The following is a 15,894-nucleotide window of genomic DNA, read 5'->3' as shown; positions in this document are numbered from 1 at the left end:
GATGAAATCGCTGTGGGAATTGCGCGTGTTCTGCGCGGTGGTGGAAAGAAAAAGCTTTGTCGCCGCCGCGCGCCAGCTGGGCACCTCGCCCAGCAGCGCCACCCGCGCAGTGCAGGCGCTGGAAGAAGCGCTGGGCGGCAGCTTGCTGGCGCGCTCGCAAAAGCAGGTCAACCTGACCCTGGCCGGCGAAAGCTATTACGTCTCCGCACGCAAGATGCTGGACCTGCAGGAAGAAGCCGAAGACGAGCTGGCCGCCTTGAGCGAGGCGCCGCGCGGCCTGCTGCGTTTTTCCGCCCCGGAAACGATGAGCCACACGCTGCTGCCGCCGGTGCTGGCGCGCATGGCAGACGCCAACCCGGAGCTGCGCTTCGACGTGCTGTACAGCGACACCATATTGGACCCGATACGCGAAAAGCTGGACTTCAGCATCCGCGGCGCCTTCCCCGCCTCCAGCGAGCTGATCGGCTACCCGCTATGGGATTACCAGCGCCACCTCTACGCCAGCCCGGACTACGTCGCCCGCCACGGCGCGCCGCAAACGCCGGAACAACTGCCGGAACACCGAGTGGTGATCCACTCCGCGCCGCGCGTGCTGAAAGCCTGGAACTTCGTTTCCGCCGGCCACCAACTCAGCCTCAATCTCACGCCCTGGCACCGCGTCAGCTCCGGCAGCGCCGTGCTCCACGCCGTGCTGGCCGGCCTGGGCGTCGCCCGCCTGGGAGACTGGCTGGCCGAGCCGCTGGTGCGCTCAGGCCAGCTGCTGCGGCTGTGCCCGGACTACCGCATCGTCTCCAGCCACGGCGACAATCCGCAAATGCACGCCGTCTTCGCCAACCGCCGCATTCCGCGCAAAGCCCGGCTGTTGCTGGAGGCGGTGCGTGCGGCCGCCCGCGACGCCGGCTACGGGCTTAAGGCGCGCTGAAGCCATAAAAAAACGGAAGCCAAAGCTTCCGTTCGCATATAACGCCAGGCGGGGCCGGACAAGCGGCCCGCCGTGAGCTTGCCGCTCAGCCCACCCAGCGGCGAGCGGAGGCGAACATCCGATACCAGCCGCCGTTCTCGCCCCACTCCGCCGGATGCCAGCTGTTCTGCACCGTGCGGAACACCCGCTCCGGATGCGGCATCATGATGGTGAAGCGGCCGTCGGCCGTGGTCACCCCGGTGATGCCGGCCGGCGAACCGTTGGGGTTCAGCGGATAGGTTTGAGTGGCGCGGCCGTCAAAATCGACGTAACGCAAGGCCGTCAGCACCTGCTCCTGCGCGCCCGGCGCGAACACCGCGCGGCCTTCGCCGTGGCTAACCACCACCGGCAGCTGGCTACCCACCATGTCGGACAAGAAGATGGACGGCGAGGCCGTCACTTCCACCATGGCGAAGCGCGCCTCGAACTGCTCGGAAGCGTTGCGATGGAACTTGGGCCAGTGCTCCGCGCCCGGAATGATGGACGACAGATTGGACATCATCTGGCAGCCGTTGCACACGCCCAGCGCGAAAGTGTCGCCGCGGCCGAAGAAGGCCTCGAACTGCTCGCGAGCGCGCGGGTTGAACAGAATGCTCTTGGCCCAACCCTCGCCGGCGCCCAGCACGTCGCCGTAGCTGAAGCCGCCGCAGGCGGCCAGGCCCTTGAAGTCCGCCAGCGACACGCGGCCGCTGATGACGTCGCTCATATGCACGTCCACGGTGTCGAAACCGGCGCGGTCGAAAGCCGCCGCCATCTCCAGCTGGCCATTGACGCCCTGCTCGCGCAGCACCGCCAGGCGCGGACGCGCGCCGCTGGCGATGAAAGGCGCCGCCGGATCGGCGTGCACGTCGAAGCTCAGCTTGGCGCTCAGGCCCGGCGCTTTCGGACTGGAGCGCAGCAGGTGCTCGCTGTCGGCGCAGGCCGGATTGTCGCGCAGGCGCTGCATGCGGGCGCTGGTCTCGGACCATTCGCGGTGCAGGTCGGAACGACTCTCGTTGAACAACTCCACGCCGCGGTGCTTGATCACCAGGCGGTCCTTGTTGTTGACGCGGCCGATCACGAACAGCTCGCGGCCGATGCCGGCCTTCATGAAGCGCGAGATCACCTCGGGCGTGTCGGATTTCTTCACCTGCAACACCGCGCCCAGCTCCTCATTGAACAGCACCCGCATCAGGCGGCCATGGGTGGCGGCTTCCTGAGTGGGCTGGACGAAATCGTCGATGATGCGTTGGGTGTTCTTACGCTCGATCACCAGTTCCTGCAGATCGATGGTGACGCCGATATGGCCAGCGAACATCATTTCCGACAAGGTCACGAACAGGCCGCCGTCGGAGCGGTCGTGATAGGCCAGCAAGATATCGTCGCGCAACAGCGTCTGCACGGTGTTGAAGAAGGCCGCCAGCTGATGCGGGCTCTCCACGTCCGGCGCCTTGCCGTCCATCGCCTTCCACACCTGGCCGTAGATGGAGCCGCCCAAACGGCAGCGGCCGTAGCCCAGGTCGATCAGGATCAGATCGGTGTCCTTGTCCTCTTTCAGCTCCGGCGTGGCGGTTTTGCGCACGTCTTCCACCGGGGAGAAAGCGGAAATGATCAGCGACAGCGGCGCGGTCACGGCTTTCTTCTCGCCGGCCTCTTCCCACACCGTCTTCATCGACAAGGAATCCTTGCCCACCGGGATGCTGATGCCCAGGTCCTGGCTCAGCTTGGACACCGCGTCCACTGTGCGGTACAGGCGCGCCTCCTCTCCCGGGTGGCCGGCGGCGGCCATCCAGTTGGCGGACAGTTTGACGTTGCCCAGGTGGCCGACGAAGGACGCGGCGATATTGGTCAACGCCTCGCCTATCGCCATGCGGCCGGAGGCCGGCGCATCGAATAGCGCGGTGGGCGTGCGTTCGCCCATCGCCATCGCCTCGCCGCGATAAGTGTTGAAACCCATGGTGGTGACGGCTACGTCCGCCACCGGCACCTGCCAGCGGCCCACCATTTGATCTCGCGCGGTCATGCCGCCCACGGTGCGGTCGCCGATGGTGATCAGGAAGGATTTGTCCGCCACCGTCGGGTTGCGCAGCACGCGCAGCGCGGTTTCCTTCAGTTCAAAACGCGAAGCGTCGAAAATGTTCAGTTCGCGCTCGCGGGTGGTCACGTCGCGCGTCATCCGCGGCGGCTTGCCCAGCAACACCTCCAGCGGCATATCCACCGGATTGTTGTCGAAGTGATCGTCGCGCACTTGCAGATGGCCGTCGTCGGTGGCCACGCCCAGCACCGCGAACGGGCAACGCTCGCGTTCGCACAGCGCGCTGAAGCGCTCCAGGTCCTGCGGCAGCACCGCCATCACATAGCGTTCCTGCGACTCGTTGGACCAGATCTGCATCGGCGTCATGCCCTTTTCTTCCAAATGCACTTTGCGCAAATGGAAGACGGCGCCGCGGCCGGCGTCGTTCACCAGCTCCGGGAAGGCGTTGGACAGGCCGCCGGCGCCCACATCGTGAATCGACACGATGGGGTTGGCGTCGCCCATCTGCCAGCAGCGGTCGATCACTTCCTGACAGCGGCGTTCGATTTCCGGGTTGCCGCGCTGCACGGAGTCAAAGTCCAGGTCCGCGCTGTTGGCGCCGGTGTCCATCGACGATGCCGCGCCGCCGCCCAAGCCGATCAACAGGCTGGGGCCGCCCAGCTGAATCAGCAGCGCGCCTTCGGGAATCTCGTTCTTGTGGATTTGCTGCTGCTGGATATTGCCCAGGCCGCCGGCGATCATGATCGGCTTGTGATAGCCGCGCATCTCGCCTTCCACCGCTTCTTCGAAGGTGCGGAAATAGCCGGTCAGATTGGGGCGGCCGAATTCATTATTGAACGCCGCGCCGCCGATCGGGCCTTCCAGCATGATCTGCAAGGCGGAAGCGATGCGCTCCGGCTTGCCGTACTGCGCCGCCGTGTCGCTGTAACGCTCCCACGGCTGCACAAAGCCCGGAATGTTCAGGTTGGACACGGTGAAGCCGGTCATGCCGGCCTTGGGGCGCGAGCCGCGGCCGGTGGCGCCCTCGTCGCGGATCTCGCCGCCGTTGCCGGTGGAGGCGCCGGCGAACGGCGAAATTGCCGTCGGGTGGTTGTGCGTCTCCACCTTCATCAGAATATCGGTGGGTTCGCTGTGGTAAGCGTAGCCGTGGCCTTCCGGCTGCGGGTAGAAGCGCTCGATGAAAGCGCCTTCAATCACCGAGGCGTTGTCCTTGTACGCCACCAGCGTGCCTTGCGGATTGGCGTCGTGGGTGTCCCGGATCATGCGGAACAGCGACTTTTCCTGCTCTTCGCCGTCGATGATGAATTTGGCGTTGAAAATCTTGTGGCGGCAGTGCTCGGAGTTGGCCTGCGCAAACATCATCAACTCCACATCGGTGGGGTTGCGCCGCATCTTGGTGAAGTTTTCCACCAGGTAATCCACTTCGTCCTCGGACAGGGCCAGGCCCAGATCGGCGTTGGCCGCCTCCAGGGCCGCGCGGCCGCCGGCGAGGATGTCCACCGACGTCATCGGCTGCGGATCTTGATGGACAAACAGGCGGGCCGCGTCGTCCAGCGACGGCAGCACCGTTTCCGTCATCCTATCGTGCAAGAGGCCCGTCAAAATATGACGAGCCTCTTCATTTAAAGATTGTTTTGCGGACTTAACCCAGAAGGCGGTGCCGCGTTCGATGCGGTGAATCCCTCCCAGCCCGCAGTGCTGGGCGATATCGGTGGCCTTGGAGGCCCAGGGCGACAAAGTGCCCAATCGCGGCGTCACCAGAAACAGTTCGCCATCCGGCTGGCCGGCCAGCGGCGCTTCGCCGTAGCTCAGCAACTTGCCCAAGGTGGCCTGCTCTTCCAACGTCAGTTCGGTTTCGCTTTCGGCGAAATGCCAGAATTCGGCACTGATGCTGAGATCCGACAGCCCGGCTTCGGCGGCTGCGGCAAGCAGTTTTTCAAGACGGAACGGCGACAGCGCAACGCCGCCACGGAGCTTGGTAAGGTAAGACATTAGACACCCGCGACAAGTATCAGGAAAGCGCGTCATAATACAGCAATTCACTGTTTGTTTTAAGCGGCTAATTGCCCGGATGCCCGCCGCTTAATAAAATAATCCTCATCCGCATAGCATTTCATCTCATCAACAAGGAGCTTCCAGCATGAAAAAGGTTGAAGCCGTGATCAAGCCGTTCAAACTGGACGAGGTGCGCGAAGCCTTGTCCGAACTGGGCATCAACGGCCTGACCGTCACCGAGGTCAAGGGCTTTGGCCGCCAAAAGGGCCATACCGAGCTCTACCGCGGCGCCGAATACGTGGTGGACTTTTTACCCAAGGTGAAAGTGGAAGTGATTCTGCCGGACGACCTGGTGGAACGCGCCATCGAAACCATCGTCGCCACCGCCCGCACCGGCAAGATAGGCGACGGCAAGATCTTCGTCACCCCGGTGGAGCAAGTGGTGCGCATCCGCACCGGCGAAACCAACGAACAAGCGATCTGAGCCCCGCCGGCAAGCGCTGGAACCACTCTCCAAGGCCCCGCTTCCGCGGGGCCTTGTCATTTAATCCAAAGGCCCGAACAGGCAAGTATGCACCCTGCCGTGCTTCTCCTGGCCCGCCGCCACCACCTTGCCGTCGCCGGACATGACGATATGGCTGCTGCTCCTCTCCTCGCCCGGGCAGAACAGGCGCTGCGTCTTGGGCGCGCCAAAACGCCAGCGCAAAGTGGCGTAGCCGCCCTGCTCCGGCTGGGTGGAGGTGCCCGCCAACACGCGGCCGTCCTGACTAAAAGCGGTCAACGTCAGATCGCCCATCACCGGCGAGAACGGCGCCAGCTTGCCGTTTTCCAAGCGCAGCGGGAACGTCCCGTCTGCCGTGAACGAGTTCAGCCATAAGTAGCGGCCATCCTCGGAGACCGAGCGCAAGAACATCTCCAGGCTCTCCTTGCGGGTTTCCGCGCGCACCGCCGCCTCCAGATCCACCTCGCCCTCCGGCGAGATTTGCACGAAGGCGCGGCTATGGTCGCTTTCCCGGTTAAAGGACACAAAAACCGTGCGCCCATCCGCGGACAAGCCTTCCAACACGGACTTAGCGCGGATCACGCTGACGCCCTCGCCCGCACGCCAACGCACGACGTCGCTCTCCATGAAGATATTGCCATCCTCACCGCTCATTCCGGCCCAGGCCAGCACCTGCGCGTCGCGTTGCGCGCCAGTCGCCTTGCCTTCCGCCTCGGTCGGCCACGGCAAGGGCTCGCGCCGGCTTGGCTTGCCCTCGTCCGGATTCCAGACAAAGCCGTACCAAACGCCGGTGTCGGCATGCTTGAAGTAGCCAGCCACATCCCCGCGCCCCGCATGGACGCCGGAAACTCGCAGCTTGGTCACCTCGCCCTCGCTCATTAGCGGGCTTTCGTTCATGAAATCTTGCATCCGCCGCATCCGCCGCAGCATGTCCAGATTGCCGCGCAAGGCAAGACCGGCCGTTAGGCCCCCATCCGCGCCCAGCGCCAGCGGCAAGCTCATGGGTTCCGGCAACAAGCTGAACCCCTTGCCCTCCACCCATTGGAAGCCACGCAGCATGGCCTTTTCGTCGCTCAGCAACCAGCCAATCACCGTGCGGCCGTCGGCGCTGATGCCGGTGACGCCGGACAACCAGGCCTGGCCCGCAGGCACCAGCGTCTCCAGCGCGCCGCCGCGCCGCCAGCGCACAGCCTCCAGTTTGCCGTCCCGGCCAGTTCCAAAAGCCAAGGTCAGGCCGTCTCGCGACATCGCCACATAGCTGGCGGTGAAATAACTGCCCTTGGGCAAAGGCAAGGCCGCCTCTGTTCGCCCCTGACGCAAGGTCAAACCGTTGGCCGAACGCAGCGCCCACAGCTCATGCCAGGGGAAACGCAGCTTGAGCGCATCAATCAAGCCCATGACGGAATCGTTCAGTTCGCCGTCGCCAGCGCTCAGCAGTTGCGCCGAGCCGTCGTAGGACAGCTTTTCCGGGTAACGCTCTTTCAGTAGGACGACGTCTGGTTTTGCGGCGGCGGCAAGCGGCGCGCACAAGGCGGCCAGCGCCAACAGGGAAGCGAAGGTTTTGAACATGACTAATTATGATTATCAGCTTAAAGAATGGAATCCTACCATCCCAAAGGCATCTCCCTCAAACCACGGCCCCGCGCAACCTGTCCGGCATCAAACAAAAAGCCCCCGGAATCCGGGGGCTTTCGAACCATTCAAGGCCAGCTTACTTCCACAGCTTCCACCACGGCATGTCCTCAATGGACCAGCCTGCTTTCAGGTATTCGCTATTGGGGTAGTTCAGCGCCAGCACGCGCTTGGCGTCGTCGCGCAGTTGCGGCATGGACAGCTTGTCGTAAGCCGCCATCATGATGCCCAGCGCCTCTTCCGGGTACTTGGTGTTGGCGTAGCTTTTCACCACGCCCTGAGCGCGGTTGGCCGCGGCCAGGTAAGCGCCGCGCTTCATGTAATAGCGAGCCACGTGCATCTCGTTGCCGCCCAGCGCGTCCAGCAGCCGCTCCATCTTCTTGGAGGCGTCTTCCTTGTAAATACTGTTGGGGAAGCGCGTCACCAGTTCGCGGAAGGCGGTGAAGGCCTCGCGCGCGGCGCGCGGATCGCGCTCGCTCATGTCCTGGCCGGCCCATTTGGCCAGCAAGCCGGAATCATCGTTGTAAAACACCAAGCCTTTCAGATAATAGAGGTAGTCCAGGTTTGGATGGGTGGGATGAAGCTTGATGAAACGGTCGGCGGAGGCGATGGCCTGCTCCGGCTCATTATCCTTGTAATGGGTATAAGCCAGGTCCATCTGCGCCTGCTGGGCGTAGCGCCCGTAAGGAAAACGCGCTTCCAGCGTTTCGTAGAGCTTGACAGCGCGGGTATAATTGCCGCTGTTCAACTCATCATGCGCTTCCGAATACAGCTTTTCCACGGTCCAGCCGCGAGTCTCATCGTAGGTTTCCGTGGTTGCACAACCGGCAAGCCCCATCACCAACATTGCAGCGACAACGTATCTTTTCATGACTGATCCTTACTTTGACCCGGACGATTATAGCGACATCTCGGAAAACGAGATATCCGCTACACAACAACTTGATGTTCCGCTGTCGCTGGGCGGCGAACGGCTGGACGCCGCGCTGGCGAAATTGATGCCGGAATACTCGCGCAGCCGGCTGACGCAATGGATCAAGGACGGCCACGTGCTGCTGGACGGCAAGACCGCCGCGCCCAAGACCAAGGTGCTGGGCGGCGAGAAGCTGGACGTCACCCTGATGCGCAGCAACGAGGAGATGGCCTTCCAGCCGGAAGCCATGGACCTGCCCATCATTTTTGAAGACGACCACATTCTGGTGATCAACAAGCCGGCCGGTCTGGTGGTACACCCCGCCTCCGGCAACTGGAGCGGCACCCTGCTCAACGGCCTGCTGCACCACTGCCCTGCGCTGGCCCACGTGCCGCGCGCCGGCATTGTGCACCGGCTGGACAAGGACACTAGCGGCCTGATGGTGGTGGCCAAGACGCTGCCGGCCCAGACCGAGCTGGTGCGCCAATTGCAGGCGCGCACCGTCAAGCGCATCTATCGCGCCATCGCCGACGGCAACGTGCCGTTTGACGGCACCATCGAAACCCAGATGGGCCGCGACCCGCACAACCGCCTGAAAATGGCGGTGCTGAAATTTGGCGGCAAACAGGCCATCACCCATGTGCGGGTGCTGGAGCGCTTCGCCAGCCACTCCTACATCGAGTGCAAGCTGGAAACCGGCCGCACCCACCAGATCCGCGTGCATATGCGCGAAGCCAACCACCCGCTGGCCGGCGACCCGATCTACGGCAACCTGCGCCACAAGATGGACGAAGACATCGCCGCCGTGGTCAAGGCGCTGGGCCGCCAGGCGCTGCACGCCTACTCGCTGACCCTGGTGCACCCGGCCAGCGGCGAGGAGCGCAACTGGAAAGCGCCGCTGCCGGAAGACCTGCGCCACCTGCTGAACGTGCTGCGCGGAGACGGCGACACCGCCGACGCCGCGCCGCTGCCGCAGTTGCTGGACGAGACGGAAGAGGAAGAGTGGGACGATGAGGACGACGAAGACGACGGCGATGTGGAGGTGATCTATGCCCGCTGAGCTGTCCGCCGAGCCAGCGCCGGACTGGCTGGAAGCCGACTGGCCGGCGCCGCCCAATGTGCGCACCCTGATCACCACCCGTAACGGCGGCGTCAGCGTCGCGCCCTATCACAGCCTGAACCTGGGCCAGCACGTGGGCGATGACCCGGCCGCCGTGGCCGCCAACCGCGCGCTGCTGCGCCAGGAACTGCCGGCGGAGCCCGCCTGGTTGAACCAGGTGCACGGCGTGACGGTGCTGAACGCGGCCGAGGTGGGCGCCCAGCCGCCGGACGCCGACGCCAGCTTCAGCCGCCAGCCCGGCGCGGTGTGCGCCATCATGACAGCGGACTGCCTGCCGCTCTTGCTGTGCAATAGCGAAGGCACCGTAGTGGCCGCCGCCCACGCCGGCTGGCGCGGGCTGTGCGAGGGCGTGATAGAAGCCGCCGTGGCCGCCTGCAACGAGCGTCCGGCGCGGCTGATGGCCTGGTTGGGCCCCGCCATCGGCCCGGACGCCTTTGAAGTGGGCGCGGAAGTACGCGTCGCCTTCATGGAACGCGACCCGGCCGCCGCGGCCGCCTTCAGCGATATCGGCGACGGCAAATACCTGGCCGACATCTACGCGCTGGCGCGCCAGCGCCTGAACGCCGCCGGCGTGGAACAGATCTACGGCGGCGAGGAATGCACGGTGATAGACCGCGCCCGCTTCTTCTCCTACCGCCGCGACGGCCAGACCGGACGCATGGCCAGCCTGATCTGGCTGGAGTAAGAACCTGTTTACGATCTGCTGCGCGTCGGCGATACGGCGTTGAAACCGAGCTCAAAATGCTCATGTACCACCTGTACATTCCGCTTTTTCGCTCGTTTTCGCCTTGTCTCGCCTTAGCTCGCGAGATCGTAAACACGTTCCAAGACGCCCGCCCCAAAGCCCCGCCGAGCGCGGGGCTTTTCATTGATTGCGCAGTCAGACAGGCCAAAAACCCAACACACCAATTACGCACCAATTGCCCCCAAAACCGCGCCGCCCGCGCCATGATGCAAATCCACAACATCTAGTGGCCTGCGCCGCCCACCCCGCTGCGGCTTGTTTCAACAAGCTTTCTTGGCTACAGAGTGAAATGTGTCAGCCGGCCAAAAAAAATCTCATGCCCCGCAAAGCCAGCAACCACGGGCTTTCGCCCCCCGCCCCCGCCAAAACAGCCATTAAATCTTCCGCTGTCAAGACTTGTACTGCCCCATACTCAACACTAGAATTTGGGTGTTCCGCGAGCTACAAACAATACATATTGTGTTTACCCACAGCTCGCGCACAGCTTTTCAACAGATTTGTCCACAGCCGGCCTGCCCTTCGGGAAACGCAGTAACGGAAGGACGCAACCACCCACCTTATCGAGGGCTACATGCAATTGACCACCTTTGAAGGGCAGACCGCCGCAGAACTCGGCCGCGCAGCCGCGCCCAAGGCCGATTTCAGCCAGTACAAAACCATCCGTCGCAACGGTGCGGTGGTGCCGTTCGAGCCCGTCAAGATCTCCATCGCCATGACCAAGGCCTTCCTGGCCGTCATGGGCCATCAAGGCGCCACCTCCGCCAGCCTGCGCGAAAAAGTCGCCCAGCTGAGCGAACAAGTGGCCAGCGCCCTGATGCGCCGCAAGCCGGAAGGCGGAGCCATCCACATTGAAGACATCCAGGACCAGGTGGAACTGTCTCTGATGCGCTTTGGCGAGCATGATGTAGCCCGCGCCTACGTGCTGTACCGCGAACAACGCTCCCAAGAACGCGCCGCCCGCGGCGAAGCCCTGACCCAGGTGCAAATCAACGTGGTGCGCAAGGACGGCCGCAAGCTGCCGCTGGACGTGGCCCGCCTACGCGCCACCATCGAATCCGCCAGCCAAAACCTGGCCGGCATCGATATCGACGCCATCCTCAGCGAAACCCTGAAGAACATCTACGACGGCGTCAGCGAAGACGAAGTCAACAAATCCGCCATCCTGGCCGCCCGCTCCATGATTGAGCTGGACCCGGCTTACGATTACGTGACCGCCCGCCTGCTGCTGAACAATATCCGCCTGGAAATCCTGGGCGAAGCCGTCAGCCAGGAAGAAATGGCCAAGCAGTACGCGCTGTACTTCCCCACCTTCATCAAGCACGGCATCGAAGCCGAACTGCTGGATGAAAAACTGGGCGAATACGACCTGAAAAAAATGGGCGCCGCGCTGGACGCCAACCGCGACCTGAAGTTTGGCTACCTGGGCCTGCAAACCCTGTTTGACCGCTACTTCCTGCACGTGGACGGCAACCGCATTGAAATGCCGCAAGCCTTCTACATGCGCGTGGCCATGGGCCTGGCGCTGAACGAAGTGAACCGCGAAGAGCGCGCCATCGAGTTCTACAACGTACTCTCCAGCTTCGACTTCATGTCGTCCACCCCCACCCTGTTCAACTCCGGCACCCGTCGCAGCCAGCTGTCCAGCTGCTACCTGACCACCATTGCCGACGACCTGGACGGCATCTACGAAGGCATCAAGGAAAACGCCCTGCTGTCCAAGTTTGCCGGCGGCCTGGGCAATGACTGGACCTCCGTGCGCGCCATGGGCTCCCACATCAAGGGCACCAATGGCAAATCCCAAGGCGTGGTGCCCTTCCTGAAAGTGGTCAACGACACCGCCGTGGCGGTGAACCAGGGCGGCAAGCGCAAAGGCGCCGTTTGCGCCTACCTGGAAACCTGGCACGCGGACATCGAAGAATTCCTGGAGCTGCGCAAGAACACCGGCGACGACCGCCGCCGCACCCACGACATGAACACCGCCAACTGGATTCCGGACCTGTTCATGAAGCGCGTGATGGAAGGTGCGGACTGGGCTCTGCTGTCCCCGTCCGAAGCCCCGGACCTGCACGACCTGTACGGCGCGGCCTTCGAGAAGCGCTACAAAGAATACGAAGCCATGGGCGAGCGCGGCGAGCTCAAGGTGTACAAGCGCATCCCGGCGCTGTCCCTGTGGCGCAAAATGCTGACCATGCTGTTTGAAACCGGCCACCCGTGGATGACCTTCAAGGACCCGTGCAACATCCGCAGCCCGCAGCAACACATGGGCGTGGTGCACAGCTCCAACCTTTGCACCGAGATCACCCTCAACACCAATGAGGACGAAATCGCGGTCTGCAACCTGGGTTCCGTCAACCTGTCCGCCCACCTGAAGGCGGACGGCAGCCTGGACGCCGAAAAACTGCAGCGCACCATCCGCATCGCCCTGCGCATGCTGGACAACGTCGTCGACATCAACTTCTACCCGGTGAAGAAGGCGCGCAACTCCAACCTGAAACACCGTCCGGTGGGCATGGGCATCATGGGCTTCCAGGACTGCCTGCACCAGAAGCGCGTGGCCTACGGCTCCGACGCCGCGGTGGAGTTTGCCGACGAATCCATGGAAATGGTGGCCTACTACGCTTACTGGGCCTCCACCGAACTGGCGGAAGAACGCGGCCGCTACCCGTCCTACAAGGGCAGCCTGTGGGACCGCGGCATCCTGCCGCACGACAGCATCAACCTGCTGGCGGCCGAACGCGGCGGCTTCCTGGAAGTGGACCGCAGCGAACGCATGGACTGGAACGCTCTGCGTGAACGCGTGAAAACCCACGGCATGCGCAACAGCAACTGCCTGGCCATCGCGCCCACCGCCACCATCGCCAACATCATTGGCGTGTCGGCGAGCATTGAGCCGACCTACCAGAACCTGTTCGTCAAATCCAACCTGTCCGGCGAATTCACCGTCACCAACGAATACCTGGTGCGCGATCTGAAAGCCGCCGGCCTGTGGGACGAAGTGATGGTGGCCGACCTCAAATACTTTGACGGCAGCCTGGGCCAGATCGACCGCGTGCCGGCCGAACTGAAAGCCCTCTACGCCACCGCCTTTGAACTGGACCCGCGCTGGCTGGTGGAAGCGGCCTCCCGCCGCCAGAAATGGATCGACCAGGCTCAGTCCCTGAACCTGTACATGGCGGGCGCCTCCGGCAAGAAACTGGACGAGCTGTACAAGCACGCCTGGTTGCGCGGCCTGAAAACCACCTACTACCTGCGCACCCTGGCCGCCACCAGCGCCGAGAAATCCACCGGTCGCGGCGGCGAACTGAACGCGGTGTCCAACAGCCACAGCCAACCGGCCGCGGCTCCGGAAGCCGTGGTGGACAACACCCCGGCCACCGACGCCAAGTTCTGCAGCATCGACAACCCGGATTGCGAGAGCTGCCAGTAAGGCGGAAGCAGCCATCCTGGCTTGAACGGCCGGCCCCTCGGGGCTGGTCTAGCCTGGCCCCCGCCAGGCTCCATGCCACAGCCCGTTGCACACAGCCGGCTGTGACATGGCCCCGCAATCCGGCCGCCCCTCCCATTGGCCAGCCGCCTGCCCGTTCAGACGGCTGGCCAATGGGGAACGTAGCAATAAACCGCGCCAGACCGTAACGGCAGCGGACACAGCACACACGCAAAACCAGGGGAAACCGGATGAATATAGAAGAATTTTTCAACAGCTACGCCGTGGGCTACAGCCAGCTGGATGTGCCCCAAGTGAGCGCGCACTTCACCGTGCCCTTCACCGCCATCCACCAGGGAGACCTGAGCAGCTGGGACGATATGGCATCGCTGCGCGACACCACCACCGCCTTGCTGGCGTGGTACCGCAGCCAGGGCTTCATCAGCGCCAGCCACCAGCTGGACAGCGTGCTGAATTTTGGCGACGACGCCGCCAGCGCCCGCGTGCGCTGGATTGTGCAACGCCAGGACCAGCCGGCCTGGGAATACTGCACCGGCTACCACCTGAAACGGGTGGACGGCCAGTGGAAGATTTACGGCCTGGTCCAGTATCAGGACGCGCCGCAGCAGTAAGTAGTGCCCAGCCTCAAGCCGCTTGCCCCCAGGCGGCTTCGGGATGGAAACGCCGCCGGCCCGCCATGCGGGCAGACGGAAACAGCTCAAGACCAAGCAAGCAAGCGCGGCGGGTTTTGGGCGGGTTCCAGGAAGACGAGGCCCACGGCCCCGCCGCCACCAGCCAGGCTTCAGCAGGAGGTCAGATGCAAGCGTTTGAAAATATCCGGATCAACGGGTTTTGCGAACAAAGAACCCACAACCCCGACAAGCAGTTTGTGCTGTTCAATATGTACCTGACGCTGAACCAGGCCCCGCCCTGCGAATGGAAGGACCTGTTCAACGAAGCCCGCCGCCTGCCGCGCCAAAAGGTGTGGCGCAAAGCCTGGGTGGAAGCGGACGCGCTGGTGGTGTACTGCCAGCCGGAAGAACTGCAGCAGCAAATAGAGCTGCTCAAGCAAGACATAGAACAAGCCAACCGGCAATACCGCCAGCTGCTGAAGCTGCGGCAGCCGCGCGGCAGCCAGGTGGAGCAGGAGGAAAGCAGCGAACGCCAGCTGATCCACCGCCTCAGCCAACAGCTGCGCTTCTGAAAGGACGCCGCTCATGAGCGCCACCGCATTCTGTATCGCCCGCCATGGAGAACATGGCAAAGACGCAGGCTACCGCAAACTGGGCAGCCTGCACGTGGACCTGGACCCGGTGCCGGCACTTGTCGCCGCGCCGCGCCAGATACAAATACTGCGCAAAAGCAGCCTGCCGCTCAGCCCCAGCCTGGCTGGCGACAAGCAGCCGCTGCCGCCCCAAATCACCGCGCCGGACGCGGAATAAATCCAAACAGGAGCCCTTAATGCTGAACTTTGACGACACCATCGAAACCAAACCGGCCGCCCCCTCCGCGGGCGCCAACGCCGCCGGCCGCGTCAACGTGGTGGACAAAAAAGTGATCAACGGCACCACCGACGTCAACCAGCTCGTGCCCTTCAAACACAAATGGGCATGGGAAAAATACCTGGCCCAATGCGCCAACCACTGGATGCCGCAAGAAGTGAACATGCAGCGTGACATCGAACAGTGGAAAACCGGCCAGCTGACCGAAGACGAAATGCGCATCGTCAAGCGCAACCTCGGCTTCTTCGTGACCGCGGACTCCCTGGCCGCCAACAACATCGTGCTGGGCACCTACCGCCAGATCACCAGCCCGGAATGCCGCCAGTTCCTGCTGCGCCAGGCCTTTGACGAAGCCATCCACACCCACGCCTACCAATACATCGTGGAAAGCCTGGGCCTGGACGAAGGCGAAGTCTTCAACGCCTACAACGAAATCAAATCCATCCGCGACAAAGATGAATTCCTGATCCCCTTCATCGACGTACTGTGCGACCCGGCCTTCAAGACCGGCACGCTGGAAAACGACCAGAAGCTGCTCAAATCCCTGATCGTGTTTGCCTGCATCATGGAAGGCCTGTTCTTCTACGTGGGCTTTGTGCAAATCCTGGCGCTGGGCCGCCAGAACAAGATGACCGGCGCCGCGGAACAGTACCAATACATCCTGCGCGACGAGTCCATGCACTGCAACTTTGGCATCGACCTGATCAACACCATCAAGCTGGAACAGCCGGAAATCTGGACCGAAAGCTTCAAGGCCGAGATCACCGAACTGTTCAAGCACGCGGTGGAACTGGAATACGCTTACGCCGAAGACACCATGCCGCGCGGCGTGCTGGGCCTGAACGCCAGCATGTTCAAGGAATACCTGCGCTTCATCGCCAACCGCCGCATGCAGCAGATTGGCCTGGACCAGCTCTACCCCGGCGTGAACAACCCCTTCCCGTGGATGAGCGAGATGATTGACTTGAAGAAGGAGAAGAACTTCTTTGAGACGCGGGTTACGGAATATCAGACTGGCGGGGCTTTGAGCTGGGATTGATTTGTGTCAGAAATCGGAAAGATTGAAATTTTGTAGTCAAAGTTTGC

Annotated in this window: 12 protein-coding genes; 9 read left to right on the top strand and 3 right to left on the bottom strand. The window is 63.0% G+C overall.

Annotation, left to right across the window (positions count from 1 at the left end; all coding sequences use genetic code 11):
• Position 1: 1 nt before the first annotated feature.
• Complete coding sequence (locus HA052_RS09160) at positions 2–922, top strand: LysR family transcriptional regulator (protein ID WP_166451697.1); 921 nt, start codon at positions 2–4, stop codon at positions 920–922.
• 85 nt (positions 923–1,007) lie between these two features.
• On the opposite strand, the gene purL is transcribed toward HA052_RS09160, so the two are convergent.
• Positions 1,008–4,967, bottom strand: a complete 3,960-nt coding sequence (gene purL, locus HA052_RS09155) for a phosphoribosylformylglycinamidine synthase (protein ID WP_166451696.1) — start codon at positions 4,965–4,967, stop codon at positions 1,008–1,010.
• Positions 4,968–5,115: 148 nt separating this feature from the next.
• On the opposite strand from purL, the gene HA052_RS09150 reads away from it, so the two are divergent.
• Positions 5,116–5,454 carry a P-II family nitrogen regulator gene (locus HA052_RS09150; protein ID WP_019100167.1) on the top strand — a complete coding sequence of 113 codons (339 nt, stop codon included), beginning with the start codon at positions 5,116–5,118 and terminating at the stop codon, positions 5,452–5,454.
• A 60-nt stretch (positions 5,455–5,514) separates the two neighbouring features.
• Here the strand turns inward: HA052_RS09150 and HA052_RS09145 are convergent, their stop codons facing one another.
• Together HA052_RS09145 and HA052_RS09140 are read right to left on the bottom strand one after the other, a co-directional pair.
• Positions 5,515–7,041, bottom strand: coding sequence for a hypothetical protein (locus HA052_RS09145; RefSeq protein WP_166451695.1), 1,527 nt, complete (start codon positions 7,039–7,041; stop codon positions 5,515–5,517).
• 142 nt (positions 7,042–7,183) lie between these two features.
• Complete coding sequence (locus HA052_RS09140) at positions 7,184–7,975, bottom strand: outer membrane protein assembly factor BamD (protein WP_081550604.1); 792 nt, start codon at positions 7,973–7,975, stop codon at positions 7,184–7,186.
• Between HA052_RS09140 and rluD the strand changes: the two genes are divergently transcribed.
• The 7 genes from rluD (at position 7,974) to HA052_RS09105 (ending at position 15,847) form a co-directional block, all read left to right on the top strand.
• Positions 7,974–9,077 carry a 23S rRNA pseudouridine(1911/1915/1917) synthase RluD gene (gene rluD, locus HA052_RS09135; RefSeq protein WP_166451694.1) on the top strand — a complete coding sequence of 368 codons (1,104 nt, stop codon included), beginning with the start codon at positions 7,974–7,976 and terminating at the stop codon, positions 9,075–9,077. The genes HA052_RS09140 and rluD overlap by 2 nt on opposite strands.
• Positions 9,067–9,822, top strand: coding sequence for a peptidoglycan editing factor PgeF (pgeF, locus tag HA052_RS09130; RefSeq protein WP_166451693.1), 756 nt, complete (start codon positions 9,067–9,069; stop codon positions 9,820–9,822). The genes rluD and pgeF overlap by 11 nt, the downstream gene beginning before the upstream one ends.
• A 631-nt stretch (positions 9,823–10,453) precedes the next feature.
• Complete coding sequence (locus HA052_RS09125) at positions 10,454–13,309, top strand: ribonucleoside-diphosphate reductase subunit alpha (protein WP_166451692.1); 2,856 nt, start codon at positions 10,454–10,456, stop codon at positions 13,307–13,309.
• Between the two features lie 248 nt (positions 13,310–13,557).
• Positions 13,558–13,938 (top strand): DUF6841 family protein, encoded by a 381-nt coding sequence (locus HA052_RS09120; protein ID WP_166451691.1) that lies wholly within the window; start codon positions 13,558–13,560, stop codon positions 13,936–13,938.
• A 185-nt stretch (positions 13,939–14,123) separates the two neighbouring features.
• Entirely contained in the window at positions 14,124–14,510 is a 387-nt protein-coding gene (locus HA052_RS09115; protein ID WP_043631350.1) for a hypothetical protein, read from the top strand.
• A 13-nt stretch (positions 14,511–14,523) separates the two neighbouring features.
• Positions 14,524–14,748: a hypothetical protein gene (locus HA052_RS09110; RefSeq protein ID WP_019102820.1), complete on the top strand. Its 225-nt coding sequence runs from the start codon at positions 14,524–14,526 to the stop codon at positions 14,746–14,748.
• 19 nt (positions 14,749–14,767) lie between these two features.
• Positions 14,768–15,847 carry a ribonucleotide-diphosphate reductase subunit beta gene (locus HA052_RS09105; RefSeq protein WP_048410338.1) on the top strand — a complete coding sequence of 360 codons (1,080 nt, stop codon included), beginning with the start codon at positions 14,768–14,770 and terminating at the stop codon, positions 15,845–15,847.
• The last annotated feature ends 47 nt before the right edge of the window (positions 15,848–15,894 follow it).

The organism is Chromobacterium fluminis (genome assembly GCF_011602385.1).
Lineage (GTDB): Bacteria > Pseudomonadota > Gammaproteobacteria > Burkholderiales > Chromobacteriaceae > Chromobacterium > Chromobacterium fluminis.
This window is presented reverse-complemented; position numbering and strand designations above follow the sequence as displayed.

Coding starts and splice junctions, on each gene's coding strand:
- HA052_RS09160 (WP_166451697.1), top strand. CDS start 2: ATGAAATCGCTGTGGGAATTGCGCGTGTTCTGCGCGGTGGTGGAAAGA.
- purL (WP_166451696.1), bottom strand. CDS start 4,967: ATGTCTTACCTTACCAAGCTCCGTGGCGGCGTTGCGCTGTCGCCGTTC.
- HA052_RS09150 (WP_019100167.1), top strand. CDS start 5,116: ATGAAAAAGGTTGAAGCCGTGATCAAGCCGTTCAAACTGGACGAGGTG.
- HA052_RS09145 (WP_166451695.1), bottom strand. CDS start 7,041: ATGTTCAAAACCTTCGCTTCCCTGTTGGCGCTGGCCGCCTTGTGCGCG.
- rluD (WP_166451694.1), top strand. CDS start 7,974: ATGACTGATCCTTACTTTGACCCGGACGATTATAGCGACATCTCGGAA.
- HA052_RS09140 (WP_081550604.1), bottom strand. CDS start 7,975: ATGAAAAGATACGTTGTCGCTGCAATGTTGGTGATGGGGCTTGCCGGT.
- pgeF (WP_166451693.1), top strand. CDS start 9,067: ATGCCCGCTGAGCTGTCCGCCGAGCCAGCGCCGGACTGGCTGGAAGCC.
- HA052_RS09125 (WP_166451692.1), top strand. CDS start 10,454: ATGCAATTGACCACCTTTGAAGGGCAGACCGCCGCAGAACTCGGCCGC.
- HA052_RS09120 (WP_166451691.1), top strand. CDS start 13,558: ATGAATATAGAAGAATTTTTCAACAGCTACGCCGTGGGCTACAGCCAG.
- HA052_RS09115 (WP_043631350.1), top strand. CDS start 14,124: ATGCAAGCGTTTGAAAATATCCGGATCAACGGGTTTTGCGAACAAAGA.
- HA052_RS09110 (WP_019102820.1), top strand. CDS start 14,524: ATGAGCGCCACCGCATTCTGTATCGCCCGCCATGGAGAACATGGCAAA.
- HA052_RS09105 (WP_048410338.1), top strand. CDS start 14,768: ATGCTGAACTTTGACGACACCATCGAAACCAAACCGGCCGCCCCCTCC.